Origin of the sequence: Janthinobacterium salmonicoloratum (assembly GCF_051380845.1) — a bacterium.
In the GTDB taxonomy this organism is placed as follows: Bacteria; Pseudomonadota; Gammaproteobacteria; order Burkholderiales; family Burkholderiaceae_D; genus Janthinobacterium; species Janthinobacterium lividum_F.
On the sequence record NZ_JBNYXV010000008.1, the window covers coordinates 156,144 to 182,227 of the forward strand.

Below are 26,084 nucleotides of genomic sequence, written 5' to 3' on the forward strand. Positions count from 1 at the left end.
TAGCTGATCTGGCGCAAGCCCATCGGATACTGCCGTGCGCCGCATGGCAGGCGTAAAAAAACCCGCTGCCAGGTAAGCGGCAGCGGGTTTTCAGAGGGCAGATGCTTACGCTTTCAGCGCAGCGAGCTTTTGCCAGGTGTCGATCACCGAATCCGGATTCAGGGACATCGATTCGATGCCCTGCTCCATCAGCCAGACGGCGAAGTCAGGATGGTCGGAAGGACCCTGGCCGCAGATGCCGATGTACTTGCCGCGTGCCAGGCAAGCCTTGATGGCCAGCGACAGCAGCGCCTTCACGGCAGGGTCGCGCTCGTCGAAGTCGGCGGCCAGCAATTCCATGCCGGAATCGCGGTCCAGGCCCAGGGTCAGCTGGGTCAGGTCGTTCGAACCGATCGAGAAGCCGTCGAAATGGTCGAGGAACTGGTCGGCCAGGATGGCGTTCGACGGCACTTCGCACATCATGATGACGCGCAGGTCGTTCTCGCCGCGCTTCAAGCCGTTTTTCGCCAGCAGGTCGATGACTTTCTCGGCCTGGCCCAGGGTGCGCACGAATGGCACCATGATTTCCACGTTCGTCAGGCCCATGTCGTTGCGCACGCGCTTCATCGCTTCGCATTCCATGTTGAACGCTTCGGAGAAGTCGGCAGACAGGTAGCGCGCCGCGCCGCGGAAGCCCAGCATCGGGTTTTCCTCGTCCGGCTCGTAGCGCGAACCGCCGATCAGCTTTTTGTACTCGTTCGACTTGAAGTCGGACAGGCGCACGATGACTTTTTTCGGCCAGAACGCGGCGGCGATGGTGGCGATACCTTCGGCCAGCTTGTCGATGTAGAACGCTTTTGGCGATGCATGGCCACGCGCCACCGATTCCACGGCCTTTTTCAAGTCGGCGTCGATGTTCGGGTATTCCAGGATCGCGCGCGGATGCACACCAATGTTGTTATTGATGATGAATTCCAGACGCGCCAGGCCCACGCCCGCATTCGGCACGGACTGGAAGTCGAACGCCAGTTGCGGGTTGCCCACGTTGAGCATGATCTTGGTGTCGAGCTTCGGCAATTCGCCGCGCGATACTTCCGATACTTCCGTTTCCAGCAAGCCGTCGTAAATCTTGCCTTCGTCGCCTTCGGAGCACACCACGGTGACAAACGTGCCGTCTTTCAGCACGTCGGTGGCATTGCCGCAGCCGACGACGGCAGGCACGCCCAGTTCACGCGCAATAATCGCAGCGTGGCAAGTACGACCGCCACGGTTGGTGACGATGGCCGAAGCGCGCTTCATGACCGGTTCCCAGTTCGGATCCGTCATGTCGGCAACGAGCACGTCGCCTGGCTGGACTCTTTCCATGTCGGCCGGGTCGTGAATCACGCGCACGGGGCCGGCACCGATCTTCTGGCCGATGGCGCGGCCCGACGTCAGCACGGTGCCCGTGCTTTTCAGCTTGAAACGCTCTTGCACGTCGGTCGCCTTTTGCTGCGACTTGACGGTTTCAGGACGCGCCTGCAGGATGTACAGCTTGCCGTCGCGGCCATCCTTGCCCCACTCGATGTCCATCGGACGGCCGTAGTGGTTCTCGATGATGACGGCGTATTTGGCCAGTTCCACCACTTCGCTATCGTTCAGCGAGTAGCGGTTGCGCATTTCGACGGGCACGTCGACGGTTTTCACGGAGCGGCCAGCTTTCGCTTCGTTCGTAAATTCCATCTTCAGCAGCTTCGAGCCGATATTGCGGCGAATCACAGGCGACTTGCCTTTTTCCAGCATCGGCTTGTGCACATAGAATTCGTCGGGATTGACGGCGCCCTGCACCACGGTTTCGCCCAGGCCATAGCTGGAGGTGACGAAGACCACGTCCTTGAAGCCCGACTCGGTATCGATGGTGAACATTACGCCGGCCGCGCCCAGGTCGGAACGCACCATGCGCTGCACGCCTGCCGACAAGGCCACTTCAGCGTGCGTAAAGCCCTTGTGCACGCGGTACGAGATGGCGCGGTCGTTGTACAGCGACGCGAACACCTGCTTCATGGCGTCGAGCACGTTGTCGATGCCGACCACGTTCAGGAAGGTTTCTTGCTGACCAGCAAAAGACGCGTCCGGCAAGTCTTCCGCCGTGGCCGAAGAGCGCACGGCAAACGACATTTCGGTATCGGAATCGGCCACCAGCTTGGCATAGAACTGGTCGATTTCGGCGGCCAGGCGTGGCTGGAATGGCGTTTCCACGATCCACTGACGAATCTCGGCACCGGCTTGCGCCAGCGAGCGCACGTCATCGATGTTCAGCCCTTCGAGGCGCTGGGCGATGCGTTCGGCCAGCGGCAAGCCGCCATTGGCGCTATACGACAGGAAATCGCGGAAGGCCTGCGCCGTGGTGGCAAAGCCACCGGGCACGCGCACGCCGGCTTCCGCCAGTTGGCTGATCATTTCGCCCAGGGAGGCGTTCTTGCCGCCGACGGATTCGACATCCGTCATGCGCAAATGCTCGAACGAGGCAACATACACCGCGTCCTTGTCTTCCTGCTGTTGCGATACTGCGTTGGTCATAATGACACCCTTACTGATGATAGAAATCTTTACGCGCGGCGCACAGACAGTCTTCTTGTTATTCTTGGCGTCGTGCAGCACAATCATACCGTTGCAGCCATTTTACCTTGTGCGGCGCAAATTGACGACGCACAATCTTGATCCGAAAACCCATGACACAAGAACCACGCCCTCCTCTGCCCTCCGCGGCCCGCACCGTCTTCTTCGTTTCCGACGGCACCGGTATCACCGCCGAGACGTTCGGTCACTCGGTGCTGACGCAGTTCGATCTGCGCTTCCGCCAGATCCGCCTGCCCTTCATCGACACCATGGACAAGGCCTACGAGGCGGCGCGCAAGATCAACGAAGCCTTCGCCACCGACGGACAGCGCCCGATCATTTTCTCCACCCTCGTAAAGAACGACCTGTCGGCCGTGATCCGCAAGTCCAGCGGCATGCACATGGACCTGATCCAGACCTTTGTCGCGCCGCTGGAGCAGGAACTGGGCGTGATGTCGACCCATACCATCGGCCGCTCGCACAACATCGTCGACAGCGAGGAATACAAGAACCGCATCGAGGCGATCAACTATTCACTGGCGCACGACGATGGCCAGTCGCACAAGAACCTGTCCTCGGCCGATGTCATTCTGGTGGGTGTTTCGCGCTCTGGCAAGACCCCGACCAGCCTGTATCTGGCCATGCAATACGGTATCAAGGCGGCCAATTATCCGCTGATTCCCGACGATTTCGAGCGCGACAAGCTGCCATCGGCCCTGCTGGAATTTAAGAATAAAATTTTCGGATTAAGCATTACGCCCGAACGTTTGTCGGAAATACGCAACGAAAGACGCGCTGGAAGCAAGTATGCAGCCATCGAAAATTGCCGGTACGAGGTCAACGAAGCGGAAAAAATGATGAAACGCGAAGGTATTCGCTGGCTCTCCTCGACCACCAAGTCAATCGAAGAGATCTCCACGACGATCTTGCAAGAGATTAAGCCGAACCGCCGCGATTACTAGAACACCTGACCAAACCTGCTGCGCGTCCGCTCGCTACGGTTTTGTCAGGTGTTCGTTTCGCTGGACAGCACCGTCAGCGCGGCGACCAGTTGATCAAGTTCGCTGGTCTGCGTCGTGACGGCCACCGTGGCGCGCACGATATCGGTATCGCCGATATTGCGCTGCACGGTAAATACGCCAAAGCGCTGCAGCAAGGCGTGCTGCAGCTGGCGCGCGCTCATGCCATCGACGGCAAAGGCCACCAGCGCCGTGCCGCGCTTTGCGTCCTGCGGCGACAGCAGGCGCACGCCGGGCAGTTGCGCGGCGCGGCTGACCCAGCAATTGCGCAGCCACGCCAGGCGCTCCATCTTGGCCGGCGTGCCGCCCAAGCGCTCATGAAAGTCAAACGCGGCAGGCGCGGCCAGGATAGCGGCGATTGGCGGCATGCCCATGTGCAGACGGCCGCGGATATCGTCAAGCGGATAATCATCGTCGCCAAAATGCGGCTCGATCTTGTGCAACTGCGATGCGCGGATATACACGACACCGAGTCCGGCCGGCGCTCCCAGCCATTTGTGCAGATTGAAACCGGCGAAATCCACGCCCATGGCCTGCACGTCCACGTCGACCTGCCCCAGCGCATGGGCGCTGTCGAGCAGCACGTCGATGCCGTGTTCGCGCGCCAGCGCCATGATGTCCTTCACCGGCATTTGCTGGCCGTTGGCTGGCGCCACCTGCGACAGCAGCAGCAATTTGGGCTTGACTGCCTGGCGCATGGCTTGCGCGTAACTGGCGATGATCTCGTCATCGCTGATGGGCAAGCGCAATGTGACTTGCGTGCTGGTGACGCCACGGCGCTGTGCCAGCCAGCGCATGGCCATTCGCATGGCCGGATAGTCGAGATTACTCCACAGCACCGTATCACCGGGCGCCAGGCAGTGATATTGCGTGATCAGCACCTGCATGGACTCGGTGCCGCTGCGGGTCAGCAGGATCTCGTGCGGCTCCGCCTGGATCAGCGCGGCAACGCGCTGGCGCAGGATATCCACATGCGTGCGCGTGAACTCGCCGCGCACGAAAGGACTCAGCTGTTCATTCGTGTAGCGCACGGCCTGCTCGAAGGCCGCTTGCACGGGCGCAGCCATCGCGCCGAAATAGCCATGCTCGAGATTGACGATGGCGTCCGGCGGCGCGGGATAAAAGGCAGCGGCTTGGCGCCACCAGGCCTCGTCACGTGCGGCACCGTCGGCGAGCAAAGGCAGAACTGGATGATCCGGCATGGCGGGCTTTGGTTGGAAGGTGTCAGGACTGGCCCTGGCGCAGCTGCTCGAAAAAGCAGACGGCGGCGCAGGCGGCCACGTTCAGCGATTCGATCTGGCCCAGATGGGGAATGACCACCTGGTGCGTCGCCATCGACAGCAGATCGTCGGCCACGCCCTGCCCTTCATGGCCGAACAGCCAGGCGACGGGCTGGCGCAGGTCGACGTCGTACAGCTGCTTCGTGGCGTAGCCGCTGGTGGCGAGTGTCGCCACCTTGGCGCCGGAAACAAGCGCCGCCAGGTCGACGTTTTCAAAGATGTCGAGCACGAAGTGCGCGCCCATCGCCGCGCGCAGCACCTTCGGCGACCAGCAGAAGGCCGTGCCGGCGCTGCAGTACACCTGCGTGATGCCCGCGGCGGCCGCGCTGCGCAGAATGGAGCCCACATTGCCCGGGTCTTGCAGGTTATCGAGCAGCACGGCCGACACGCTCAGGGGCTGCGTCACGGTCCGCTCCGGCATCTCGATGAGGAACATCACGCCCACGCCGTGTTCGACCTGGCTAACCGCGTGGTACAGCGCATCGGGCAAGCCCAGTACATGCGCGCGCTGGCTTTCCAGCTGGCCGACGATGTCCGCCACTTCCGGGTTCTGCAAGGCGCTTTCGCTGACGATGCACTGCTCCGGCATGCCGCGCAGCTGCAAGTAGGACTGGCACAGATGCACGCCGTCGAGCAGGGTACGGCCCGACTTGCGGCGCGCCTGCGAACTGCCCGCCAGTTTCAGCAAATCCTTGTATTGCGCGTTGTCGCGCGAGGTAATCGTCTTCATGCCACCACCTCTTGTCCACCGAACAGGGCGATCACGTTGCGCACGGGCGCGAACGAGCGGCGGTGCACGGGCGAGGCGCCGTGCAAGTGCAAGCGCTCCAGGTGCAATTTGGTGCCATAGCCCTTGTGCTGGTCGAAACAGTACTCGGGATACGCCGCATGCAGGTGCACCAGGGCCGCGTCGCGCGCCGTCTTGGCCAGGATCGAGGCGGCGGAAATCGAATCGACCTTGTCATCGCCGCCGATGATGGCCATGCCGCGTATCGGCATCACGGGGCAGCGATTGCCGTCGATCAGGGCCAGGGTCGGCACGGTGGCCAAAGCCTCGACGGCGCGGCGCATGGCCAGCATCGACGCCTGCAAAATGTTCAGGCGGTCGATTTCCTCTTCCGACGCTTCGGCGATGGCCCAGGCCAGGGCCTTGGCCTTGATCTGCGGCGCCAGCAGGTCGCGCTTGGCTTCGGTGAGTTTTTTCGAATCGCGCAAGCCGTCGATCGGCTGCTGCGGGTCGAGAATCACGGCGGCGGCGAACACGGGGCCGGCCAGCGGACCGCGGCCTGCCTCGTCGACGCCGCAGATGATTTCATCGAGCGAGAATGGCAAGTCGTCAAACAGGCCGGGATAGATATTTTTCACGTTGAATCTTTGGTTGGTACTGCGGTTGAAGCGGTGATCGGGATTTATTTCCGGTTGCTGGCGATGACTTGCATGACGGCGTTGGCGCTCTCTCGCGCGCTGTCGCGCAGCAGGCTGTGGTGCATGTCCGCAAAGCGCTGCACCAGGCGCAGACGGCCCGGCACGTCGCTCAGCTGCTGCCACATGGCCTCGGCCAGCGCTTCCGGGCTGGCCGCGTTTTGCAGCAGCTCGGGCACCAAGTAGTCGCGCGCCAGGATGTTTGGCAAACCAATCCACGGCTGATAGCCCATGTGGCGCATGATTTCCCATGACGCGCGCATCATCTTGTAGGCGATGACCATGGGCTTCTTGTACAGCGCCACTTCCAGCGACGCTGTGCCGGACGCCACCAGCACCGCATCGGCGGCGCAGATGGCCGTGTGCGAGCCGCCATCGGTCAGCAGTATCTCGACGTCCTGCAAGCCCGCTTCCGCTATCAATTGCAGGAAGTACTGGCGCTGCTTTTCGCCGGCCATGGGCGCGACAAAGCGCAAGGAACGGTCGCGCGCCAGCAGCAGCTTGCAGGCGCCGACAAATGCCACCGTATTGTATTTGAGTTCGCCCATGCGGCTGCCCGGCATCAGTGTCACGACATTCGCGTCTTCCGGCAAGCCCAGGACACGGCGCGCGGCCGCTTCGTCAGGCTGCAGGGGAATCATTTCGGCCAGCGGATGGCCGACATAGGTGACGGGTACGCCCGCCTTGCGGTAGATCTCTTCCTCGAACGGGAAGATCACCAGCATGTGCGAGACGGCCTTGATGATTTTCTTGATGCGGCCACCGCGCCAGGCCCAGATCTGCGGCCCGATGTAATGCACGGTGGGGATGCCGCCTTCCTTCAGCTGCTGCTCCAGCCCCAGGTTAAAACCCGGGTAGTCGGCACCGATGAAGACGGCGGGACGCTCCGCCAGCAACTGGTCGCGCAGCGCGTTCTGGATGCCCTTGATCTCGCGGTAGCGGGGAATGATCTCGAACAGGCCGCGCACGGTCAGTTTGTCGAGCGGCCAGTCGGAAACAAAGCCCTGTTTGGCCATGTGCTCGCCGCCGATGCCGTGGAAGCGGGCGCCGGGCAACTGCGGCACGAGGCCGGACAGCAGCCGGCTGGCCAGCAGGTCGCCCGACACCTCGCCGGCGACGATGGCGACATTGGCGACCGACAGGCCGCTGGCCTGGTCAGCGGACGATGCCACGCGACGCCACGCCCAAGAATTCACGCATGGCGCGAATGTGTTGCGCCACCTCGGGCGACGACGCCGCTTCTTCTTCGAACAGGGCTGCCTTGGATTCTTCCAGGGTCAGTCCGGAGCGATAGATGAGTTTATACGCGGTGCGGACGCCGTTGATCTGCTCGCGCGTAAAGCCGCGGCGTTTCAAGCCCTCGATATTGACGCCATGCGCCTGCGCCGGATTGCCGTTCAGGAGCACGAAAGGCGGCACGTCCTGCGTCAGGCTGGTGCTCATGCCGACAAAGGCATGCGCGCCGATCTTGCAGAACTGGTGCACATTGGCGAAACCGCTCATGATGACCCAGTCGCCGATCTCCACGTGGCCCGCCAGTTGGGCGTTGTTCGAAAAGATCGTGTTGTTGCCGACCAGGCAGTCGTGCGCCAGGTGCACATACGCCGAGATCCAGTTGTCGTCGCCCAGGCGCGTCACGCCGCCACCCTGCACGGTTCCCGTGTTGAAGGTGCAAAATTCGCGAATGGTGTTACGGTCGCCGATTTCCAGACGCGTCGCCTCGCCCGCCCATTTTTTATCCTGCGGCTGTGCGCCGATGGAGGAAAACTGGAACAGGTGATTGTCGCTGCCGATCGTCGTATGGCCGTCAATGACCACGTGCGGGCCCACCTTGGTGCCAGCGCCGATGCGCACGTGCGGACCGATGATGGTGTACGGGCCCACTTCGACCGAGCTATCGAGCTCGGCCTTCGGATCGATGACTGCCGTGGAGTGGATGGCCGCCATTACTGCCCCGCTGGCTGACTCGCAGACTGGCTCGCATCCTGCGCGCTGCGGATGGTGCACATCAGTTCCGCTTCCACCGCCAGCTTGCCGTCGACCGTACCGACGGCCTTGTATTTCCAGATGCCGCGCGAGACGCGCAGGATTTCCACATCCATCTTCAGCTGGTCGCCCGGTTCGACAGGACGCTTGAAGCGCGCATTGTCGATGCCGACAAAGTACACCACCGAATTTTCGTCCGGTTTCACGCCCATCGTCAGGAACGACAGCAAGGCCGCCGTCTGCGCCAGCGCTTCGATCATCAGCACGCCGGGCATGACCGGTTTGTGCGGGAAATGCCCCTGGAAGAACTCTTCATTGACCGTCACGTTCTTGATGGCGGTGATGGTTTTATTCGCTTCCCAGTCCAGCACGCGGTCAACCAGCAGCAGCGGGTAACGGTGCGGCAGCAGCGATTTGATGGCGAGGATGTCGAGGGTCTTTTTTTCAGTAGTCATTTTTCGTCTTGCGTGGTCAGTGTTTTAATTGTTTTTTCAAGCGCGCGGATCTTCTCGCGCATGCTTGACAGGTTGCGCACGATGGCGGCGCTCTTTTCCCAGTCGGCGTTCTTGGCCAGCGGATAAAAACCCGTGTACTGGCCCGCTTCGAGAATCGACCGCGAGACCATGCTGCCCGAGCCCACGTGGACGCGGTCGGCAATGGTCAGGTGCCCCAGCACCATGGCGGCGCCGCCAAAGGTACAGTACTTGCCGATGATGGCGCTGCCGGCCACCCCGACGCAGCCGGCCATGGCCGTGTGTGCGCCGATGTGGCAGTTATGGCCGATCTGGATCTGGTTATCGAGCTTGACGCCATCTTCAATGATGGTGTCGGCCAGTGCGCCACGGTCGATGGTGGTGTTGGCGCCGATATCGACATCGTCACCGATCACCACCCTGCCCGTCTGCGGAATCTTGATATACACGCCGCCTTCGTTGGCGAAGCCGAATCCATCGGTGCCGATCACGGCGCCCGAATGGATGATGCCGCGCTGGCCGATCACGCAGCGCGCGTGGAACGTCACGTTGGCGAACAGCTGGGTGCCTGCGCCGATGACGGCGTCGCGCCCCACCACGCAGCCGGCACCGATCACGCAGCCAGGGCCAATCACGGCGCCCGCTTCGATCACCGCATGCACGCCGACGGAGGCGCTTGCGTCAACTTGCGCGCTGGCGTCGACAAAGGCGCCCGGATGTATGCCGATCGGGGCCTTGATCTCATGCAGGGCGGCGAAATACTGCGCCGCGCGCGCGAAATACACATAGGGATTCGGTGTAACGATGCGCGCGCCGGCGTAGTCGTCGCCGATCAGCGCATCGTCGGCTGGCGTGAGGATCAGTGCCGCAGCGCCGCTCTGGGCGGCCTGCGCGCGGAACTTGCTATTGCTGAGAAAGCTGATGTGCGAAGCGCCGGCGTCGGCCAGCGGTGCGATGCCTGTGACTTCCAGGTTGGGATCGCCCGCCAATTGCCCGCCGAAGCGTTCGACCAAATCTCCTAGTCGAGTGCCCATCTATTTAACCCTTATTTTATTGCTGTTACTTGTCCAGCGCCTTCAAGACCTTGTCGGTAATGTCGATGCGTGGGCTGGCCCACAGGGCTTCCTGCAGCACGATGTCATATCCTTCGATATGCGCCATCTGCTGGATGATGGTGTTGGCTTTTTCCGCGATGGCGCTGCGCTCTTCGTTCGTGCGCTGGCTCAAGTCTTCGCGGAACTCGCGCTGGCGGCGCTGCAATTCCTTGTCCAGCTCGAAAAACTCGCGCTGGCGCTTGGCGCGCTCCGCCTCGCTCAGGGTCGGCATGTCCTTTTCCAGGGCTTCGTTGGCGACCTTGAAGCGGCTGGCCAGTTCCTGCACGGCTTTTTCACGCGAGCGGAACTCTTCGGCCAGTTTGGCGCTGGCCGCTTTGGCCAGCTTCGATTCGTTATAAATACGTTCGCTGCTGATCCAGGCGATCTTCGAATCCTGAGCCTGCGCCTGCACCGGCAACAGCGAACTCCAGCACAATGCAATCATGGCAAGGGACTTGGGCAGGGTGGCGGATGCGGTATTCATGATACTCCATGGTCAAAAAGTAAAAGCTGTCGTCCCGATTCAGATGGCCGGTTAGAAACCGGTACCCATCTGGAACTGGAAGCGCTCCAGGCGGTCCGTCGGCTTGGCGTTAAGCGGCTTGGCATAGCTCAGCTTGAGCGGGCCCACCGGTGAAATCCAGCTGATGCCCAAGCCAGCAGAATAGCGCAATTGCGAAATCCGCATTTTTTCGCCTTCCTGGTAGACCTGGCCGCCGTCAAGGAAACCGAACCAACGCAGGCTGCGGTCATTGCCCGAACCGGGGAATGGCATCTGCAGTTCCGCGTTACCGATCAGGCGCGAAGCGCCGCCCAAGGCATCGTTGGTGCTCGGTTCGACCGCGCCCAGCGAGGAACTCAGGTAGCCGCGTACCGAACCGATGCCGCCGCCGTAGAAGTTCTTGAAGACCGGATACACGTGCTTGCCGATGCCGTGGCCATAATCAATCTCGCCCTTCAGAGCCAGGGTAACCTTGCTGAACAGCGGACGGAAATACTGGTGCTCATAGATGGCACGGAAGTACTTCTGGTCGCCGATCAGGTCAGCCTCCAGATTGACGCGCTGGTAGCGGCCGATCGATGGCGTCAGCGCGCTGTCGCGGCTGTCGCGCTGCCATGCCGCCGTCAGCGGGATGGAATTGGTGGTAGCCGAACCGATGCCGTCAGACGGGCCGCCATTGTCGATCACGTACTGCTTGAAGCGGATCGGGCTGGTGATGTCGGTCTCGATGCGCGAACGCTCGGCGCCGATACCGAAGAAGACGGTGTCGACTTCCGAGAACGGCACGCCGAAACTGACGCGGCCACCGGTTTGCTTGATCTTGTAGCTGCCGATGTTCAGCGCCGGCGGTTCAGTCGTACGCAGATAGACTTCAAAGCTGCGCGAAATGCCGTCGTCCGTGTAGTACGGATTGGTTTGCGAAAACGCGATCGTGCGGCTGTAATGGCTGGTATTGAGCTCAATGCCGACCGTGTTGCCGCTACCGGCAAAGTTGGCCTGCGAAATCGACGCCGACAGGGTGAACTTCTCCGATTGCGAGAAGGCGCCGCCGATCAGGAAGTTACCCGTTGGTTTTTCCACCACCGTCACGTTGACGTCGACCTGGTCGGTCGTGCCCTGCGCTTCCGGCGTGTCGATGGTCACATCCTTGAAGTAGCCCAGGCGGTCGACACGGTCGCGCGACAGCTTGATCTTGTTGCTGTCATACCAGGACGATTCAAACTGGCGGAATTCGCGGCGGATGACTTCATCGCGCGTGGTGGTATTGCCGGCGATATTCATGTGGCGCACGTACACGCGCTTGCCCGGATCGATGAAGAAGGTGAAACCGACTTCATGCTTTTCACGGTTGATTTCCGGATTGGCGTTGACGTTGGCAAAGGCATAGCCGAACGTGGCCAGGCGGTCCTGGATGCGCTTGTTCGTCGCCGTCAGGCGCGCGCCCGAATAGATTTCGCCTTCGCGCATCAGGTTCAGGGCTTTCAGCTCTTCTTCGCGGCCAAACATCTCGCCTTCGAACTTGGTGCCGGCGATCTTGTACTTTTCACCTTCGGTGATATTGATCGTCAGGTAAATGTCTTTTTTATCGGGCGTGATCGACACTTGCGTCGAGTCGACCTGCATCTCGATATAGCCGCGGTCCAGGTAGTAGGACTTGAGCGCCTCGATGTCGCCCGTCAGCTTGGTCTTCGAATATTGATCGGCCTTGGTGTACCAGCTGAACCAGCCGCCCGTGTTCAGGGCCAGCTGTTCGCGCAGTTCTTTGTCGGTGAAAGCCTTGTTGCCGACGATGTTGATCTGCTTGATGCGGGCCACATCGCCCTCGTCGACGGCGAACACCACGTTGACGCGGTTGCGCTCGATCGGCGTGACGGTGGTGGTGATCTTCACGCCGTACAGGCCATGCGACAGGTACTGGCGCTTGAGTTCCTGTTCCGCGCGGTCAACGGATGCCTTGTCGAAAATCTTGGCTTCACCCACGCCGATTTCCTTCAATGCCTTGACCAGCACATCCTTTTCAAATTCCTTGGTACCCGTAAATTGCACGGTCGCGATGGCCGGGCGTTCCTCGACCAGCACCACCAGCACGTCGCCATCGGCTTCCAGGCGCACATCCTTGAACATGCCCGTCGCATACAGGGCCTTGATGGCGGCAACGCTCTTCTCGTCGGAGAACGTTTCGCCGACCCGCACCGGCAGGTAGGCAAAGACGGTGCCCGCTTCGGTACGCTGGATCCCTTCGACCCGGATGTCCTTGACAGTAAATGGCTGGACGGCCAGCGCGTGGCCGGAACAGAAGGCCATGACGGCGGCGCCGATCAGGCTGCGACGAAAGGAAGGCAAGGCAAAACGAGCAGAATGTAATTTCATTGGGGTTATTCAATGGGTAAATCAATGGACAACATACACAAAAGATTGCTTGTGCGACTCACGCAATGGCATCAACCAGCGCCCTAATTCAGCAATCGCAATACGTCATTAAAGACGGCAAGCACCATCAAGGTCAGCAACAAACCGATCCCCAGGCGCTGGGCAATCTCGCCTACGCGCTCCGGTAAGGGGCGTCCGGTCAAAACTTCCAGCGAATAATACAGCAAATGCCCGCCATCCAGAACAGGAATGGGTAGCAAATTCATCACGCCCAGACTGATACTGATGAAGGCAATGAAGCTCAGGTAGCTTACCAGGCCGATGCGCGCCGTCTGGCCCGCGTAATCGGCGATGGTAATAGGCCCCGTCACATTCTTCAGCGAGACCTGGCCGGTGATCATCTTGCCCAGCATTTTCAAGCTCATGACACTGGTATCCCAGACCTTGGCGGACGCCTTGCCCACGGCAGAGAACGGTCCGGAGGCCACGGTGATCATATCTGGCACCTGCCCCAGCTTTGCCTGTATCTTACCAACTGTTACAGCTCCCTCTGCCCCGGCGCCCGGCACGGCTTCCGGCGTAATCGACAGGGTCAGGTCCTGGCCCTGGCGCAAGAGTTGCAATTGCAAAGTCCGGCCCGGCGCCTGGCTCAGGGTGGCGATGACGGCCGCCACGTCGTGCACGGGCTGTTCGTCGATGGCCAGGATCTGGTCGTTTTTCTGCAGGCCGGCGCGCGCGGCGGCGCCACCGGGCATGATTTCCATCAGGGTGGGCGCGGAACGGGCCAGGGTCAGACCCAGCTTGCCCAGCACGTCGCCTTCCAGGTCCGTTTCCGTCAGGCTGGCCGTCGGCAAGGTCGCCTCCTGCTGGCCGCGGTCGGGCCGGCGCACTTCGATGCGGGCCGGCTGCTTGTCGAGGGTGGCCTGGATCAGTTCCCAGCGCAGCTCGGACCAGCTGGCCACAGCCTTGCCATTCACCGTTTCAACGGTATCGCCGCTGCGCAAACCGGCCGCATACGCAGCCGTCTGCTCGGCCACGGGACCGAGCTTGCTCGACGGCTCTTCGATGCCGTACATGAACAGACCCGCGTACAACACGATGGCGACGAGGAAATTGGCCAGCGGGCCGGCGGCCACGATGGCGATGCGGCGCCACACGCTCTGGCGCGTGAATTCGCGCCGCAGTTCGCTTTCCGGCAAATCACTGAGGTCTTGCGCGCGGCTGTCGAGCATGCTCACATAGCCGCCCAGCGGCAGCGCGGAAATCGCCCATTCCGTCTGGTCCTTGCCAAACTTGCGCGAATACACCACTTTTCCCATACCGATCGAGAAACGCAGCACTTTCACGCCGCACCAGCGCGCCACCAGGTAGTGGCCCAGCTCGTGCAAGGTGATCAGCGAGCCCAGCGCGACGATAAACGCCAGCAAGGTGGTAATCAAGGTCATGCCGCCAGCCTGTGGGCGATGTAAGCCTGCGCGGCCACTCTGGCCAGGCGGTCCTGCTCCATCACGGCCTCGATGCTGGAAGCGGCGCCGTGCGGCACCGTCTCGATCACGTGGGCGATGACGCGGTCGATCTGGCGGAAGCCGATCTGCTCGTCGAGGAAGGCTTGCACGGCCACTTCATTGGCCGCGTTCAGCAGGGCCGGCGCCGTACCGCCTGCGCGCAAGGCGTCGAAGGCCAGCGCCAGGCAGGGGAAACGGCGAAAATCGGGACGTTCGAACTGCAAGGTAGCCACTTGCGCCAGGTCCAGTTGCGCGACGCCGGAAGCGATGCGCTGCGGATAGGCCAGCGCATGCGCGATTGGCGTGCGCATGTCCGGATTACCCAGCTGGGCCAGCACGGAGCCGTCGATATACGACACCATCGAATGAATCACGCTTTGCGGGTGGATCAGCACCTCGATCTGCTCCGCTGGCGCACCGAACAGCCAGTGCGCCTCGATCACTTCCAGCCCCTTGTTCATCATGGTGGCCGAATCGACGGAAATCTTGCGCCCCATGGCCCAGGTCGGATGCTTGCAGGCCTGGTCCGGCGTGACCGTGTCGAGCGTCTCGACGTCGCGCGTGAGGAAGGGGCCGCCTGACGCCGTCAGCACGATTTTCGCCACGCCTGCGGCGCCAGGCGCGCGGCCATGGGCGTGCGGCATGCATTGGAAGATGGCATTGTGTTCGCTGTCGATCGGCAGCAGCACGGCACCGTTATCGTGCACGGCATCGATGAACAACTGGCCGGACATGACGAGCGCTTCCTTGTTCGCCAGCAATACTTTCTTGCCCGCACGCGCCGCCGCCAGAGTGGGCGCCAGGCCGGCCGCGCCGACGATGGCCGCCATCACACCCGTCACCTGCGGCGCGCTGGCGATGGCGCACAGGGCGTCCACACCGTACTCGACTTGCGTCTCGACGCCCTGCCCCCGTAGCAAGCGCGTCAGTTCAAGCGCGGCGTCTGCCGTGCCGACGACGGCGCGCTGGGGACGGAACTGCAGGCACTGGGCGGCCAGTTCGGCCACACGGCTGTGCGCGCTCAGCGCATACACGCTGTACTGCTCCGGATGACGCGCGAGCACGTCCAGGGTGGACACGCCGATCGAACCGGTCGCGCCAAGGATGGTGATGTATTGCATGAGTTTCCTTAAAGCCAGCTGGCCACGAGGGCGGCAAATGGCAGGACCGGGATCAGCGCGTCGATACGGTCAAGTACGCCGCCATGGCCAGGCAGCAGGTTGCTGCTGTCCTTGATGCCGGCGCGGCGCTTCAATTGAGATTCGAACAGGTCGCCGACAATGCTCGCGGCGACGATCAGCAGCAACACCAGCAAGGCCAACAGCCAGCCGCGGCGCAATTGCAGCTGCACGGCAAAGGTGTCTTGCAAGACCGGCAGTGATGGCGCGGCCACGATGGTGATGGCGGCGATGAGCAGCACGGCGATGCCACCGCCGATGGCGCCTTCCCAAGATTTCCCAGGAGAAATACTTGGCGCCAGCTTGCGCTTGCCGAAAGCCTTGCCCGAGAAATAGGCGCCGATATCGGCGATCCACACGAGGGCCATGACGGATAGCAGGTACAAAGGGCTGTGCAGGAACAGGGCGATGATGGCGACGAAGCAGCCGACGATGGTCACCGGGTACACCAGGCTGAGCAAGGTATTGCCCAGGCCTTCGGTCGGCGGCAAGCCCGTCGCCAGCGAAGGCACGAAGCGGATCAGCCAGATGGCCACGCACAGGGCGAACCAGAAATTGAGCTGCGCCATGCCGTTACCGACAAAAAACGTATAAGCGAAGGCGGCAGTCCAGATGGCGGCGATCAGGAGCGCCTGGCGATTTTTGAAGATGCGGAAGCTTTCCCAGATGGCGGCGCCGAAGAACGCCGTGGCGATCACGGCGAAAGCGGGGAAATAATTCAGATACAGAACCGGCAGCAAGACCGCCAACAAGACAAGGGCGGTGATTATCCGTGTTTTCAGCATCAGTTTGTCTTTTCAGTTAATTGCGCGCTGGTACGGCCAAAGCGCCGTTCGCGCTGCTGGTAAGACGCGATTGCCGCGTCGAGGCACTCGTCATTGAAGTCGGGCCAGAAAGTCTCGGTAAAAAACAGCTCAGTGTACGCCAGTTGCCACAGCAGGAAATTGGAAATGCGCTGCTCGCCGCCCGTGCGGATGAACAGGTCCGGCTCGGGCGCGTAGGCCATGGCCAGGTGCGGCGCCAGTTGCTCTTCCGTGTAAGCGTGTCCGGCGGGCTGGCCATTGGCTGCTGCCTCGGCCGTCATTTTGTTGACTGCCTGCATGATGTCCCAGCGGCCGCCATAATTGGCGCAGATGGATACCGTCAGGCGCGTGTTGTTCGCCGTCTTGCGCTCCGCATTGGCGATCAGGGTTTGCAGCTCTCCATTGAAGCGCGACAGGTCGCCCACCACCTTCAGGCGGATGTCGCTGGCGTGCATCTTGACCACTTCGCGTTCCAGCATGGTAACGAACAGGCGCATCAGCATCGACACCTCTTCTTCCGGGCGGCGCCAGTTTTCCGAACTGAAGGCAAACAGGGTCAGATATTCGACGCCCCGTTCGAGGCAAGTCTCGACGATGCCGCGCACGGCGTCAGCGCCCTTGACGTGGCCAGCCACGCGGGGCAGGAAGCGCTTGGTTGCCCAGCGGCCATTGCCATCCATAATGATTGCCACATGGCGCGGCACCGTGCCCACCTCAGGTACTGCTGTTGTCGAACTCGAATAGATCATGAAAACACGAATACCAAAAATAAAAGATAGCTATTATGCGCCAAATAGCACTGCCCGGAAAAGCCATGCTTTCCCGGGCAGCGTCAGAAAACTGAAAACTAGACCGTCAGCACTTCTTTTTCTTTGTCGATCACCATCTTGTCGATGTCGGCAATAAACTTGTCCGTCAGCTTCTGCACTTCTTCCGACGAGCGGCGCTCATCGTCCTCGGAGCAGGCTTTTTCCTTGACCAGTTTCTTCAGCGACTCGTTCGCATCGCGGCGAATGTTACGTACGGCAATCTTCGCGTCTTCCGCTTCGCTCTTGACCAGCTTGACCATTTCCTTGCGGCGCTCTTCCGTCAGCGGCGGCGTCGGAACGCGGATCAGGTCGCCCTGTGCCGATGGGTTCAAGCCCAGGTCGGCGTCGCGGATGGCTTTTTCGATGGTGTTGGCCATCTTCTTTTCGTACGGCTGCACACCGATGGTGCGCGCATCGATCAGGGTCACGTTGGCGACCTGGGTCAGCGCCGTCGGCGAACCGTAGTAATCGACCATCACGTGGTCCAGGATACCCGTATGGGCGCGGCCGGTACGCACTTTGGCCAAATCGGCCCGCAGTGTTTCCAGCGACTTCGTCATGCGTTCCTGGGTGCTCTTTTTAACGTCAGCTAAGGACATTACTGTACTCCTTGTCTTGATAATAATGAATATTCTACTTTGCCGGACTCAGGAAACAAGCCCGCGCAGTCGGGAGTGCCGAAAACCGTTCAGGGCAAGGCGCGGCGCCGACGACAGTACGAATAGTACGGCGAGGCGCTGCAACGCAGCCATGGACGGTTTCTCGGTGCTCCTTATTTCTATACGTGCACCAGGGTGCCTTCATCTTCGCCCATGATGACGCGCATGAGGGCGCCTGGTTTCGTGATCGAAAACACCTTGATCGGCAGTTTCTGGTCGCGGCACAGGGCGAATGCAGTGGCATCCATCACTTGCAGGTGCTTGGCGATGGCGTCGTCGAACGTAATCGTGTGGAACAGGGTGGCGTTCGGATCCTTCTTCGGATCGGCCGTGTAGACGCCGTCGACCTTGGTGGCCTTCAGGACGATCTCGGCGCTGATCTCGGAACCGCGCAGGGCGGCTGCCGTGTCGGTGGTGAAGAACGGATTACCGGTGCCGGCGGCGAAGACGACCACTTTACCTTCTTCCAGGTATTGCAGGGCTTTCGGGCGGACGTACGGCTCGACCACTTGTTCGATGCCGATGGCCGACATGACGCGCGCGGTAATGCCGACGTGGCGCATGGCATCAGCCAGGGCCAGTGCATTCATCACCGTGGCCAGCATGCCCATGTAATCGGCGGTGGCACGGTCCATGCCTTGCGCGCCGGGCGCGACGCCGCGGAAGATATTGCCGCCGCCAATCACGATTGCCAGTTCCACACCCAACTTCGCCACCTCGGCCACATCGGCCACCATGCGCTCGATCGTGGCGCGGTTGATGCCGTAGGGATCATCACCCATCAGGGCTTCGCCGGACAACTTGAGGAGGACGCGCTTGTAGGCTGGTTTTGACATGAGCTGGGGCTCCATAAATGAGGTTATTCGAGTATGACATGGCGCAGCGCCTTGCAGCGCCGGATAGGCGCGCGGGGCTGCCCATGCCGCCGCCCGGCACGACAGGTGCGGGCGGGCCAAAAAAACGGGCCTCTCGGCCCGCTTTACTTACGCTCCCTGGGAGGCAGCCATCTGTGCTGCGACTTCTGCTGCGAAGTCGTCTTGCTTCTTCTCAATGCCCTCGCCCACTACGTACATGGCGAAACCTTTGACGCTGGTGTTAGCCGCCTTCAGCATTTGCTCAACCGACAGCTTGTCGTTTTTCACGAAAGCCTGGTTCAGCAGGGAAACTTCTTTCAGGAACTTCTGCACGGAACCTTCCAGGCGCTTGGCCAGGATTTCCGGCGATTGCGCTGGTTTGCCTTCGGCGGCCGCTTTGGCTGCATCTTCTTCGGCTTTCAGTTGGGCAACCGAACGCTCTTTTTCGATCAGTTCCGCCGGAACTTCGTTCGACGACAGCGACACTGGCTTCATGGCTGCGATGTGCATGGCCACGTCTTTACCGACTTGCTCATCGGCGCCGTCGAATTCGACGATCACGCCAATGCGCGAACCGTGCAGGTACGACGCCAGCTTGTTGCTGGTTTCGAAACGCTGGAAGCGGCGGATGGTCATGTTTTCGCCGATTTTGCCGATCAGGGCAGCGCGCACTTCTTCCAGGGTCTTGCCATCGAGTGGCAGGGCCAGCAGGGCAGCGACATCAGCCGGGTTGTGTTCTGCTACCAGACGGGCAGCGTTGTTGGCCAGTGCCAGGAAATCGTCGTTTTTCGCAACGAAGTCGGTTTCCGAGTTCACTTCGACCAGGGCGCCTACGCCATTGGCGATGTAGGTTGCCACGACGCCTTCAGCGGTGATGCGTGCCGATGCTTTCGATGCCTTGCCGCCCAGCTTGACGCGCAGGATCTCTTCCGCACGAGCCATGTCGCCATCGGCTTCGGTCAGTGCTTTTTTGCATTCCATCATTGGTGCGTCGGTTTTGCCGCGCAATTCGCCTACCATCGCTGCTGTAATCGCTGCCATGTGTTTCTCCTGATTCGGTGAGTAGATAGTCGCGGCCGGGCATGCATGCCTCGCCAGCGGTCACTATCGTTTTTTTGTTAAAAAAAAGGGGGAGCTGCTGCCACCCCTTTTCCCTTACTGCTGTGCTTACAAACGGCTATCTTGCGATAGCCTGGCCATTAAGCCTGTTCGTTTACTTCGACGAATTCGTCGCCAGCGGCTGCTTTAACCATTTCAACAACTTCGTTACCGGCAGCTGCACGGCCTTCGATGATTGCATCAGCAACACCGCGAGCGTACAACATGATGGCTTTCGACGAGTCATCGTTACCTGGGATCACGAAGTTCACGCCTTCTGGGGAGTGGTTGGTATCGACAACGCCGATGACCGGGATACCCAGTTTAGCTGCTTCGGTGATCGCACCTTTGTGGTAGCCGACGTCCACAACGAAGATTGCGTCAGGAATGCCGCCCATGTCCTTGATGCCGCCGATCGATTTTTGCAGCTTGATCATTTCGCGGGAGAACATCAGCGCTTCTTTTTTCGACAGCTTCTCGATCGAACCGTCTTCGACCATCACTTCCATGTCCTTCAGACGCTTGATCGAGGTTTTGATCGTTTTGAAGTTGGTCAGCATGCCGCCCAACCAACGTTGATCAACGAAAGGCACGCCAGCGCGTTGTGCTTCAGCAGCGATGATTTCGCGAGCTTGACGCTTGGTGCCAACCATCAGGATGGTGCCACGGTTTGCAGCCAGTTGACGCACGTGCTTCATTGCGTCCTGGTACATCGCCATGGTTTTTTCCAGGTTGATGATGTGGATCTTGTTGCGATGGCCGAAGATGAACGGTGCCATTTTTGGATTCCAAAAACGGGTTTGGTGACCAAAGTGGACACCGGCTTCCAGCATTTCGCGCATTGTTACGGACATTATTAACTCCAGGGTTGGGTCTGGAATCCGATCAGTCACCATACAGGCACCCTTGTCGACCGGATTCGCGTGTTTATATAAATTAAAGACACTGTTTTACTGCATTGCTTTAAAGAGAATTCAAGCAACCCGGGATTCTACACCGAAATGCCCATTTCATCAAGTCCACGGCGCAAATCGCGCGCGCAGCGATGGCAAGCATTGCACCACACTGGTGCAATGCGTATCCGCCATGGGTTTTCCCGCAAAAATCACCTGCCAGCCATAGGATGGAGGCGGCGGATACAGGGCGCCTCGTTTATAATTTCGACATATTTGCAGACTTTTCTTCATACACTGAGATTCGTCTGTGCTTTTCACCCGAATTCTTGCAGATTGCGAATTACACCATGTCCACCATCCGTATCAATACCGCCGCCGACATCGAAGGCATGCGCGTTGCCGGCAAACTCGGCGCCGAAGTGCTCGACTACATCACCCCCTTCGTCAAGGTCGGCGTCACGACGGGCGAACTGGACCGTCTGTGCCACGAATACATGGTCAACGTACAAGGCACCATCCCTGCCCCGCTGAACTATTGCCCGCCCGGCTACACGCCTTACCCGAAAGCCATCTGCACCTCCGTCAACGACGTCATCTGCCATGGCATCCCCGGCGACAAGGTCCTCAAAAGCGGCGACTCCGTCAACCTCGACATCACCGTCATCAAGGATGGCTACCACGGCGACAACAGCCGCATGTTCCTCGTCGGCACGCCCACCATCCTGGCCAAGCGCCTGTCGGAAATCACCTATGAGTGCATGTGGCTGGGCATAGACCAGATCAAGCCGGGCGCCCACCTGGGCGATATCGGCCACGCCATCCAGCAGCACGCGGAAAAAGCCGGCTACAGCGTGGTGCGCGAATTCTGCGGCCACGGCATCGGCAAGGTCTTTCATGAAGAACCGCAAGTGCTGCATTACGGCAAACCTGGCACCCTGGAACGCCTGGAAGCGGGCATGATTTTCACCGTCGAACCGATGATCAACTCGGGCCGCCGCGAAATCCGTGAAATGAACGATGGCTGGACCATCAAAACCAAGGATCGCAGCCTGTCGGCGCAATGGGAACACACGGTGCTGGTGACGGAAACGGGCTATGAAGTACTGACCGTCTCGCCCGGCATGCCGCCGCCGCCCGCCTTGATCGGCAATAAAGCCTGATCAGTGTAAATCAGTGTAACTAAGCAAGCCCGCCCCCACCCGACCCACCGCCACCCAGGGCCCAGATGAAAAAGCAAGTTCGGGAACAGCTGAAGCAGCAACTGAAAGCCGACCGCCAGGTCGTCATTGCGGCCTTCCAGGCCGACGGCAAGCCTGAAAAACTGCTGCGCAGCCTGCGCCACAGCGTCGACGGCGTGCTCGCGCGCGCCTGGCAGGAAGCGGGCTTGCCGCCCGGCACGGCGCTGGTGGGCGTGGGCGGCTATGGCCGCGGCGAACTGTTTCCGTATTCCGACGTCGACCTGCTGATCCTGCTGCAACAGGCGCCCGATGCGGCCACGCAGGAAAAACTCGAGGAACTGGTGCAACTGCTGTGGGACCTGGGCCTGGAAATCGGCCACAGCATCCGCACGGTCGATGAATGCCTGGTCGAATCGAAGGCCGACATCACCGTGCAAACGAGCTTGCTCGAGGCGCGCCTCGTGTGCGGCAACGCGGACTTGTTCGCGCAATTGCAGCAGCGCTACGACGCGGCCATGGACCCGCAGGCGTTTTTCCAGGCAAAAACGGCGGAAATGCGCCAGCGCCATGCGAAATACGAAGACACGGCGTTCAGCCTGGAACCGAACTGCAAGGAAAGCCCCGGCGGCCTGCGCGACTTGCAGGTCATCCTGTGGGTGGCCAAGGCGGCCGGCTTGGCGAACTCGTGGCGCACCCTGGCCACGGGCGGTCTGATCACCCTGACGGAAGCGCGCCAGCTGATGGAAAAGGAGCGCGCCTTCAAGGATATCCGCGTGCGCCTGCACCTGCATGCTGGACGGCGCGAAGACCGTCTGGTGTTCGACGTACAGACGGCGATCGCGGAATCGCTGGGCTTGCAAGCCACGGGCAGCGGGCCGCACATGCGCCGCGCCAGCGAATTCCTCATGCAGCGCTATTACTGGGCCGCCAAGACGGTGACCCAGCTCAATACGATTTTGCTGCAAAACATCGAAGCGCGCCTGTTTCCGCAAGATGACGTGGCTATGCCCATCAACGAACGCTTCAATGAAGTCAACAGCCTGATCGACATCAGCGCCGACGATACGTTTGAACAATACCCGTCGGCCATGCTGGAAGTTTTTGTCCTGATGACGGAGCGCCCTGCCCTGAAAGGCATGACCTCGCGCGCCACGCGGGCCCTGTGGCACGCACGCTTCAAGATCGACGCCGCCTTCCGCCAGGACCCCGTCAACCGCGCCCTGTTCCTGCGCATCATGAAAGCTCCCGTGGGCATCATCCATGCGCTGCGGCGCATGAACGAGATGAGCATCCTGGGGCGCTACCTGCCGAATTTCCGCCGCATCGTGGGCCAGATGCAGCACGACCTGTTCCATGTGTACACGGTTGACCAGCACATTTTGATGGTGGTGCGCAACATGCGCCGCTTCACCATGAGCGAACACGCGCACGAATACCCGTTCTGCAGCCAGCTGATGGCCGATTTCTCGCAGTCGTGGCTGCTGTATGTGGCGGCCCTGTTTCACGACATCGCCAAGGGCCGCGGCGGCGACCATTCGAAGCTGGGCGTGGCCGACGCCACCCAGTTCTGCCAGGACCACGGCCTGTCGGAAGAAGACACGGAACTGGTGGCTTTCTTGGTGGAAAATCACCTGACCATGTCTCAAGTGGCGCAAAAGCAGGATCTGTCCGATCCCGACGTCATTGCCGCCTTTGCAAAAGTGGTCAAGGACGAGCGCCATCTGACGGGTTTGTACCTGCTGACGGTGGCCGACATCCGCGGCACCAGCCCGAAAGTGTGGAATGCCTGGAAGGGCAAGCTGCTGGAAGACTTGTACAAGATCACCTTGCGCGTGCTGGGTGGCGAGCCGCACACGGCCGACCGCGAGCTGAAAAACCGCCAGCAGGAAGCGCTGGCCACCCTGCGCCTGTACGGCTTGCCGCCGGACGCGCATCTGAAACTGTGGCAGCAGCTGGACGTGGCGTATTTTCTGCGCCACGACGCCTCCGACATCGCCTGGCAGACGCGCTCGCTGTATGACAAGCTCGACAGCAAGTTGCCGGTGGTAAAATGCCGGCTGGCGCCCATCGGCGAAGGCTTGCAGGTAGCCGTGTACATTCCCGACCAGCCCGACCTGTTCGCGCGCATCTGCAGCTATTTCGACCGCAAGAATTTCAGCATCCTCGACGCGAAGATCCACACGACGAAAAATGGCTATGCGCTCGACACCTTCCTGGTCACGGAGCAGAACTTCGCCAAGAGCTACCGCGACATCATCAGCCTGATCGAGCATGAGCTGGGCGAGCTGCTGCAGTCGCAAGCGCCGCTGCCGCCGCCGGGCAAGGGACGGCTGTCGCGCCTGTCGCGCACCTTCCCCTTCCAGCCGACCGTGGATTTGCGGCCCGATGAAAAGGGTCAATACTATTTGCTGTCGGTGGCCGCCAACGACCGCACGGGCCTGCTGTATGCGATCGCCAACGTGCTGACCAAGTACCGCATCAACTTGCACACAGCCAAGATCATGACCCTGGGCGAGCGGGTCGAAGACGTCTTCCTCGTCGACGGCCCCGCGCTCAACAATGCCCGCAACCAGATATTGCTGGAAACCGATTTACTCGACGCGCTGAAAGTGTAGACTTTCCGCGCAGCGCCTACCCTTACTGAAACTGAAACAACATGACCGAAGAATTATTACGCTTGTCTAAACGCATGTCCGAACTGGGTCTGTGCTCCCGCCGCGAAGCCGATGAATGGATCGCGCGCGGCTGGGTCCGCGTGGATGGCAAGGTGGTGTCCGAGCTGGGCAGCAAGGTCTACCCCAGCCAGAGAGTCACCGTGGAACGCCAGGCGGCGGCCGAGCAATCGAAGCGCGTCACCGTGCTGATCAACAAACCCGTCGGCTATGTCAGCGGCCAGGCCGAAGACGGCTACACGCCCGCCGTGGCCCTGATCAAGGCGGAAAACCGCTGGGCGGAAGACCGCAGCCCGGAACAGTTCCACCCGACCCAGCTGCGCAGCCTGGTGGCGGCGGGTCGCCTGGACATCGATTCAGTCGGCTTGCTGGTCCTGACGCAGGATGGGCGCGTGGCCAAACAGCTGATCGGCCACGATACCGATATCGACAAGGAATACCTGGTACGCGTGAGCTACTCCAAGGGCGGCACCCTGCCCGACAGCGAACTGAAAAAGCTCAACCACGGCCTGTGGCTCGACGGCAAGCCTTTGCTGCCGGCCAAGGTGCGTTGGCAAAATGAAGACCAGCTGAGCTTTACCCTGCGCGAAGGCAAGAAACGCCAGATCCGCCGCATGTGCGAAGCCGTCGGTCTGAAAGTGCTGGGACTGAAACGCGTGCGCATCGGCAAGGTCAAGCTGGGCGACTTGCCAACGGGGCAATGGCGCTACCTGAGCGCGGACGAACAGTTTTAAGCGGCGACGTCAAGATGGCATGCCGCGCGGCATGCTTAGTCACATAAGCAACAGGAATATAGTGATATAAAAACAATTATTGTGATTTACTTAGTAAATATTGCTTTAAACCTATACACTATTCCCCATCAGAACAAAAGAGATACGCTGTCGTGAACGATCCCATCCCCAATCCCCTGCGCAAAGGCGCGCCCAGCCTGGCCGACGTGTCCGAGCCGATGGCCCCCGGCACCAAGCCGCACCATATGAGCGATCCGTGGGATATCGGCGAAACCCTGTGCAGCCTGGCTGACAACGGCGACGCCATTTCCATCTACCCGGCGGGTGGCGAAGACGTCATCATGGCGCGCATTCTGTCCGTCGACGACGACTTGCCGCAATTCGTGCTGGAACTCAATGAGGGTGCGACCCTGCCGCCTGGTGGCGCCACGTTTGTATCGTGGGTGCAAAGCGCCAAATTGCAATTCACCATCAATGGCGAATGGCAAGCGTATCCCGAGCGGCCGAACGTTTACCTGACCAACTTCCCCAGTCATTGCCTGGTGCTGGAACGGCGCGAATCGACCCGCCTGGAAACGCCGCTGGGCGTGTACTATCTGGCCGCCTTCGTGCTCGAGGGTCGTCCGTATGAATTGCAACTGTATGATTTCTCGGCCGGCGGCATCGGCATGCGCGCCCATCCGCGCGACACGGTCGGTCTGTACGTGGGGCGCAAACTGTCGCGCGTGCGCCTGGAACTGGGACCAAACAAGGTCATGATCGCCGACCTGGAAATCCGCCTGTCGCGCACCTTCCGCTCCTTCCTGCTGGGCGAACAGGTGCAAATCGGCTGCCGCTTCCTGAACCTGACGGATGCCATGCAGGATGAATTGAAAGCCTTGCTCGATAACCTGGGCAGCAGCCGCAAGGTGCGCTAGGTTTGCTTCAGGCATAAAAAAATGGCCGCCCAGCTCATGCTGCGCGGCCATTTTTGTT

At 60.7% G+C, this 26,084-nt stretch carries 23 protein-coding genes; 5 read left to right on the forward strand and 18 right to left on the reverse strand.

The window, feature by feature from the left end:
• Positions 1–105: 105 nt before the first annotated feature.
• Entirely contained in the window at positions 106–2,538 is a 2,433-nt protein-coding gene (gene ppsA, locus ACQ4WY_RS25985) for a phosphoenolpyruvate synthase (RefSeq protein WP_071078407.1), read from the reverse strand.
• Positions 2,539–2,690: 152 nt separating this feature from the next.
• On the opposite strand from ppsA, the gene ppsR reads away from it, so the two are divergent.
• Positions 2,691–3,539 carry a posphoenolpyruvate synthetase regulatory kinase/phosphorylase PpsR gene (gene ppsR / locus ACQ4WY_RS25990; RefSeq protein ID WP_436506576.1) on the forward strand — a complete coding sequence of 283 codons (849 nt, stop codon included), beginning with the start codon at positions 2,691–2,693 and terminating at the stop codon, positions 3,537–3,539.
• Positions 3,540–3,583: 44 nt separating this feature from the next.
• On the opposite strand, the gene ACQ4WY_RS25995 is transcribed toward ppsR, so the two are convergent.
• The 17 genes from ACQ4WY_RS25995 to rpsB all read right to left on the reverse strand — a co-directional run bounded on the left by ACQ4WY_RS25995 (position 3,584) and on the right by rpsB (position 20,483).
• Positions 3,584–4,798, reverse strand: coding sequence for an aminotransferase class V-fold PLP-dependent enzyme (locus tag ACQ4WY_RS25995; RefSeq protein WP_436506577.1), 1,215 nt, complete (start codon positions 4,796–4,798; stop codon positions 3,584–3,586).
• Between the two features lie 22 nt (positions 4,799–4,820).
• The gene (locus ACQ4WY_RS26000) at positions 4,821–5,606 is read right to left on the reverse strand and encodes a TrmH family RNA methyltransferase (protein ID WP_353657553.1); all 786 of its coding nucleotides are present in this window, start codon (positions 5,604–5,606) and stop codon (positions 4,821–4,823) included.
• A complete protein-coding gene (gene rnhB / locus ACQ4WY_RS26005) occupies positions 5,603–6,241 on the reverse strand; it encodes a ribonuclease HII (protein WP_436472847.1) in 639 nt (212 codons plus the stop codon). The genes ACQ4WY_RS26000 and rnhB overlap by 4 nt, the downstream gene beginning before the upstream one ends.
• A gap of 44 nt (positions 6,242–6,285) precedes the next feature.
• A complete protein-coding gene (gene lpxB / locus ACQ4WY_RS26010) occupies positions 6,286–7,470 on the reverse strand; it encodes a lipid-A-disaccharide synthase (RefSeq protein WP_436506578.1) in 1,185 nt (394 codons plus the stop codon).
• Positions 7,454–8,245: an acyl-ACP--UDP-N-acetylglucosamine O-acyltransferase gene (gene lpxA, locus ACQ4WY_RS26015; RefSeq protein WP_436506579.1), complete on the reverse strand. Its 792-nt coding sequence runs from the start codon at positions 8,243–8,245 to the stop codon at positions 7,454–7,456. Before lpxA ends, lpxB begins: the two co-directional genes overlap by 17 nt.
• Complete coding sequence (gene fabZ / locus ACQ4WY_RS26020; protein WP_070257388.1) at positions 8,245–8,739, reverse strand: 3-hydroxyacyl-ACP dehydratase FabZ; 495 nt, start codon at positions 8,737–8,739, stop codon at positions 8,245–8,247. The genes lpxA and fabZ overlap by 1 nt, the downstream gene beginning before the upstream one ends.
• A complete protein-coding gene (gene lpxD, locus ACQ4WY_RS26025) occupies positions 8,736–9,791 on the reverse strand; it encodes a UDP-3-O-(3-hydroxymyristoyl)glucosamine N-acyltransferase (protein WP_353657556.1) in 1,056 nt (351 codons plus the stop codon). The genes fabZ and lpxD overlap by 4 nt, the downstream gene beginning before the upstream one ends.
• Positions 9,792–9,816: 25 nt before the next feature.
• On the reverse strand, positions 9,817–10,335 hold the full coding sequence (locus ACQ4WY_RS26030) for an OmpH/Skp family outer membrane protein (protein ID WP_353657557.1): 519 nt from the start codon (positions 10,333–10,335) through the stop codon (positions 9,817–9,819).
• A gap of 51 nt (positions 10,336–10,386) precedes the next feature.
• Positions 10,387–12,723, reverse strand: coding sequence for an outer membrane protein assembly factor BamA (gene bamA / locus ACQ4WY_RS26035; RefSeq protein WP_436506580.1), 2,337 nt, complete (start codon positions 12,721–12,723; stop codon positions 10,387–10,389).
• 83 nt (positions 12,724–12,806) lie between these two features.
• On the reverse strand, positions 12,807–14,168 hold the full coding sequence (gene rseP, locus ACQ4WY_RS26040) for an RIP metalloprotease RseP (protein WP_436506581.1): 1,362 nt from the start codon (positions 14,166–14,168) through the stop codon (positions 12,807–12,809).
• On the reverse strand, positions 14,165–15,349 hold the full coding sequence (gene ispC / locus ACQ4WY_RS26045) for a 1-deoxy-D-xylulose-5-phosphate reductoisomerase (protein ID WP_436506582.1): 1,185 nt from the start codon (positions 15,347–15,349) through the stop codon (positions 14,165–14,167). The genes rseP and ispC overlap by 4 nt, the downstream gene beginning before the upstream one ends.
• Positions 15,350–15,357: 8 nt before the next feature.
• The gene (locus ACQ4WY_RS26050; RefSeq protein ID WP_436506583.1) at positions 15,358–16,191 is read right to left on the reverse strand and encodes a phosphatidate cytidylyltransferase; all 834 of its coding nucleotides are present in this window, start codon (positions 16,189–16,191) and stop codon (positions 15,358–15,360) included.
• Positions 16,191–16,958, reverse strand: a complete 768-nt coding sequence (gene uppS, locus ACQ4WY_RS26055; RefSeq protein WP_436506584.1) for a polyprenyl diphosphate synthase — start codon at positions 16,956–16,958, stop codon at positions 16,191–16,193. The genes ACQ4WY_RS26050 and uppS overlap by 1 nt, the downstream gene beginning before the upstream one ends.
• A 98-nt stretch (positions 16,959–17,056) precedes the next feature.
• Entirely contained in the window at positions 17,057–17,617 is a 561-nt protein-coding gene (gene frr / locus ACQ4WY_RS26060) for a ribosome recycling factor (protein WP_436506585.1), read from the reverse strand.
• 179 nt (positions 17,618–17,796) lie between these two features.
• Positions 17,797–18,513 carry a UMP kinase gene (gene pyrH, locus ACQ4WY_RS26065; RefSeq protein ID WP_034752258.1) on the reverse strand — a complete coding sequence of 239 codons (717 nt, stop codon included), beginning with the start codon at positions 18,511–18,513 and terminating at the stop codon, positions 17,797–17,799.
• A 147-nt stretch (positions 18,514–18,660) separates the two neighbouring features.
• The gene (gene tsf, locus ACQ4WY_RS26070; protein ID WP_101480897.1) at positions 18,661–19,572 is read right to left on the reverse strand and encodes a translation elongation factor Ts; all 912 of its coding nucleotides are present in this window, start codon (positions 19,570–19,572) and stop codon (positions 18,661–18,663) included.
• 158 nt (positions 19,573–19,730) lie between these two features.
• On the reverse strand, positions 19,731–20,483 hold the full coding sequence (rpsB, locus tag ACQ4WY_RS26075; protein ID WP_071077760.1) for a 30S ribosomal protein S2: 753 nt from the start codon (positions 20,481–20,483) through the stop codon (positions 19,731–19,733).
• A 389-nt stretch (positions 20,484–20,872) separates the two neighbouring features.
• Here rpsB and map point away from each other — a divergent pair, with 389 nt between their 5' ends.
• The 4 genes from map (at position 20,873) to ACQ4WY_RS26095 (ending at position 26,026) form a co-directional block, all read left to right on the forward strand.
• Positions 20,873–21,685 (forward strand): type I methionyl aminopeptidase, encoded by an 813-nt coding sequence (map, locus tag ACQ4WY_RS26080; RefSeq protein WP_436506586.1) that lies wholly within the window; start codon positions 20,873–20,875, stop codon positions 21,683–21,685.
• A gap of 65 nt (positions 21,686–21,750) precedes the next feature.
• Positions 21,751–24,318: a [protein-PII] uridylyltransferase gene (locus ACQ4WY_RS26085; RefSeq protein ID WP_436506587.1), complete on the forward strand. Its 2,568-nt coding sequence runs from the start codon at positions 21,751–21,753 to the stop codon at positions 24,316–24,318.
• Between the two features lie 41 nt (positions 24,319–24,359).
• Entirely contained in the window at positions 24,360–25,109 is a 750-nt protein-coding gene (locus ACQ4WY_RS26090) for a pseudouridine synthase (protein ID WP_353657565.1), read from the forward strand.
• A gap of 152 nt (positions 25,110–25,261) precedes the next feature.
• Positions 25,262–26,026 carry a flagellar brake protein gene (locus ACQ4WY_RS26095; protein WP_436506588.1) on the forward strand — a complete coding sequence of 255 codons (765 nt, stop codon included), beginning with the start codon at positions 25,262–25,264 and terminating at the stop codon, positions 26,024–26,026.
• Positions 26,027–26,084 lie beyond the last annotated feature (58 nt).

Bases quoted from the DNA above. Each gene is read 5' to 3' on its own strand.
- ppsA (WP_071078407.1), bottom strand. From the start codon at position 2,538: ATGACCAACGCAGTATCGCAACAGCAGGAAGACAAGGACGCGGTGTAT.
- ispC (WP_436506582.1), bottom strand. From the start codon at position 15,349: ATGCAATACATCACCATCCTTGGCGCGACCGGTTCGATCGGCGTGTCC.
- fabZ (WP_070257388.1), bottom strand. From the start codon at position 8,739: ATGACTACTGAAAAAAAGACCCTCGACATCCTCGCCATCAAATCGCTG.
- ACQ4WY_RS26085 (WP_436506587.1), top strand. From the start codon at position 21,751: ATGAAAAAGCAAGTTCGGGAACAGCTGAAGCAGCAACTGAAAGCCGAC.
- rseP (WP_436506581.1), bottom strand. From the start codon at position 14,168: ATGACCTTGATTACCACCTTGCTGGCGTTTATCGTCGCGCTGGGCTCG.
- bamA (WP_436506580.1), bottom strand. From the start codon at position 12,723: ATGAAATTACATTCTGCTCGTTTTGCCTTGCCTTCCTTTCGTCGCAGC.
- pyrH (WP_034752258.1), bottom strand. From the start codon at position 18,513: ATGTCAAAACCAGCCTACAAGCGCGTCCTCCTCAAGTTGTCCGGCGAA.
- tsf (WP_101480897.1), bottom strand. From the start codon at position 19,572: ATGGCAGCGATTACAGCAGCGATGGTAGGCGAATTGCGCGGCAAAACC.
- ACQ4WY_RS26050 (WP_436506583.1), bottom strand. From the start codon at position 16,191: ATGCTGAAAACACGGATAATCACCGCCCTTGTCTTGTTGGCGGTCTTG.
- ppsR (WP_436506576.1), top strand. From the start codon at position 2,691: ATGACACAAGAACCACGCCCTCCTCTGCCCTCCGCGGCCCGCACCGTC.
- uppS (WP_436506584.1), bottom strand. From the start codon at position 16,958: ATGATCTATTCGAGTTCGACAACAGCAGTACCTGAGGTGGGCACGGTG.
- lpxA (WP_436506579.1), bottom strand. From the start codon at position 8,245: ATGGCGGCCATCCACTCCACGGCAGTCATCGATCCGAAGGCCGAGCTC.
- ACQ4WY_RS26030 (WP_353657557.1), bottom strand. From the start codon at position 10,335: ATGAATACCGCATCCGCCACCCTGCCCAAGTCCCTTGCCATGATTGCA.
- ACQ4WY_RS26000 (WP_353657553.1), bottom strand. From the start codon at position 5,606: ATGAAGACGATTACCTCGCGCGACAACGCGCAATACAAGGATTTGCTG.
- rpsB (WP_071077760.1), bottom strand. From the start codon at position 20,483: ATGTCCGTAACAATGCGCGAAATGCTGGAAGCCGGTGTCCACTTTGGT.
- ACQ4WY_RS25995 (WP_436506577.1), bottom strand. From the start codon at position 4,798: ATGCCGGATCATCCAGTTCTGCCTTTGCTCGCCGACGGTGCCGCACGT.
- lpxD (WP_353657556.1), bottom strand. From the start codon at position 9,791: ATGGGCACTCGACTAGGAGATTTGGTCGAACGCTTCGGCGGGCAATTG.
- map (WP_436506586.1), top strand. From the start codon at position 20,873: ATGTCCACCATCCGTATCAATACCGCCGCCGACATCGAAGGCATGCGC.
- frr (WP_436506585.1), bottom strand. From the start codon at position 17,617: ATGTCCTTAGCTGACGTTAAAAAGAGCACCCAGGAACGCATGACGAAG.
- ACQ4WY_RS26090 (WP_353657565.1), top strand. From the start codon at position 24,360: ATGACCGAAGAATTATTACGCTTGTCTAAACGCATGTCCGAACTGGGT.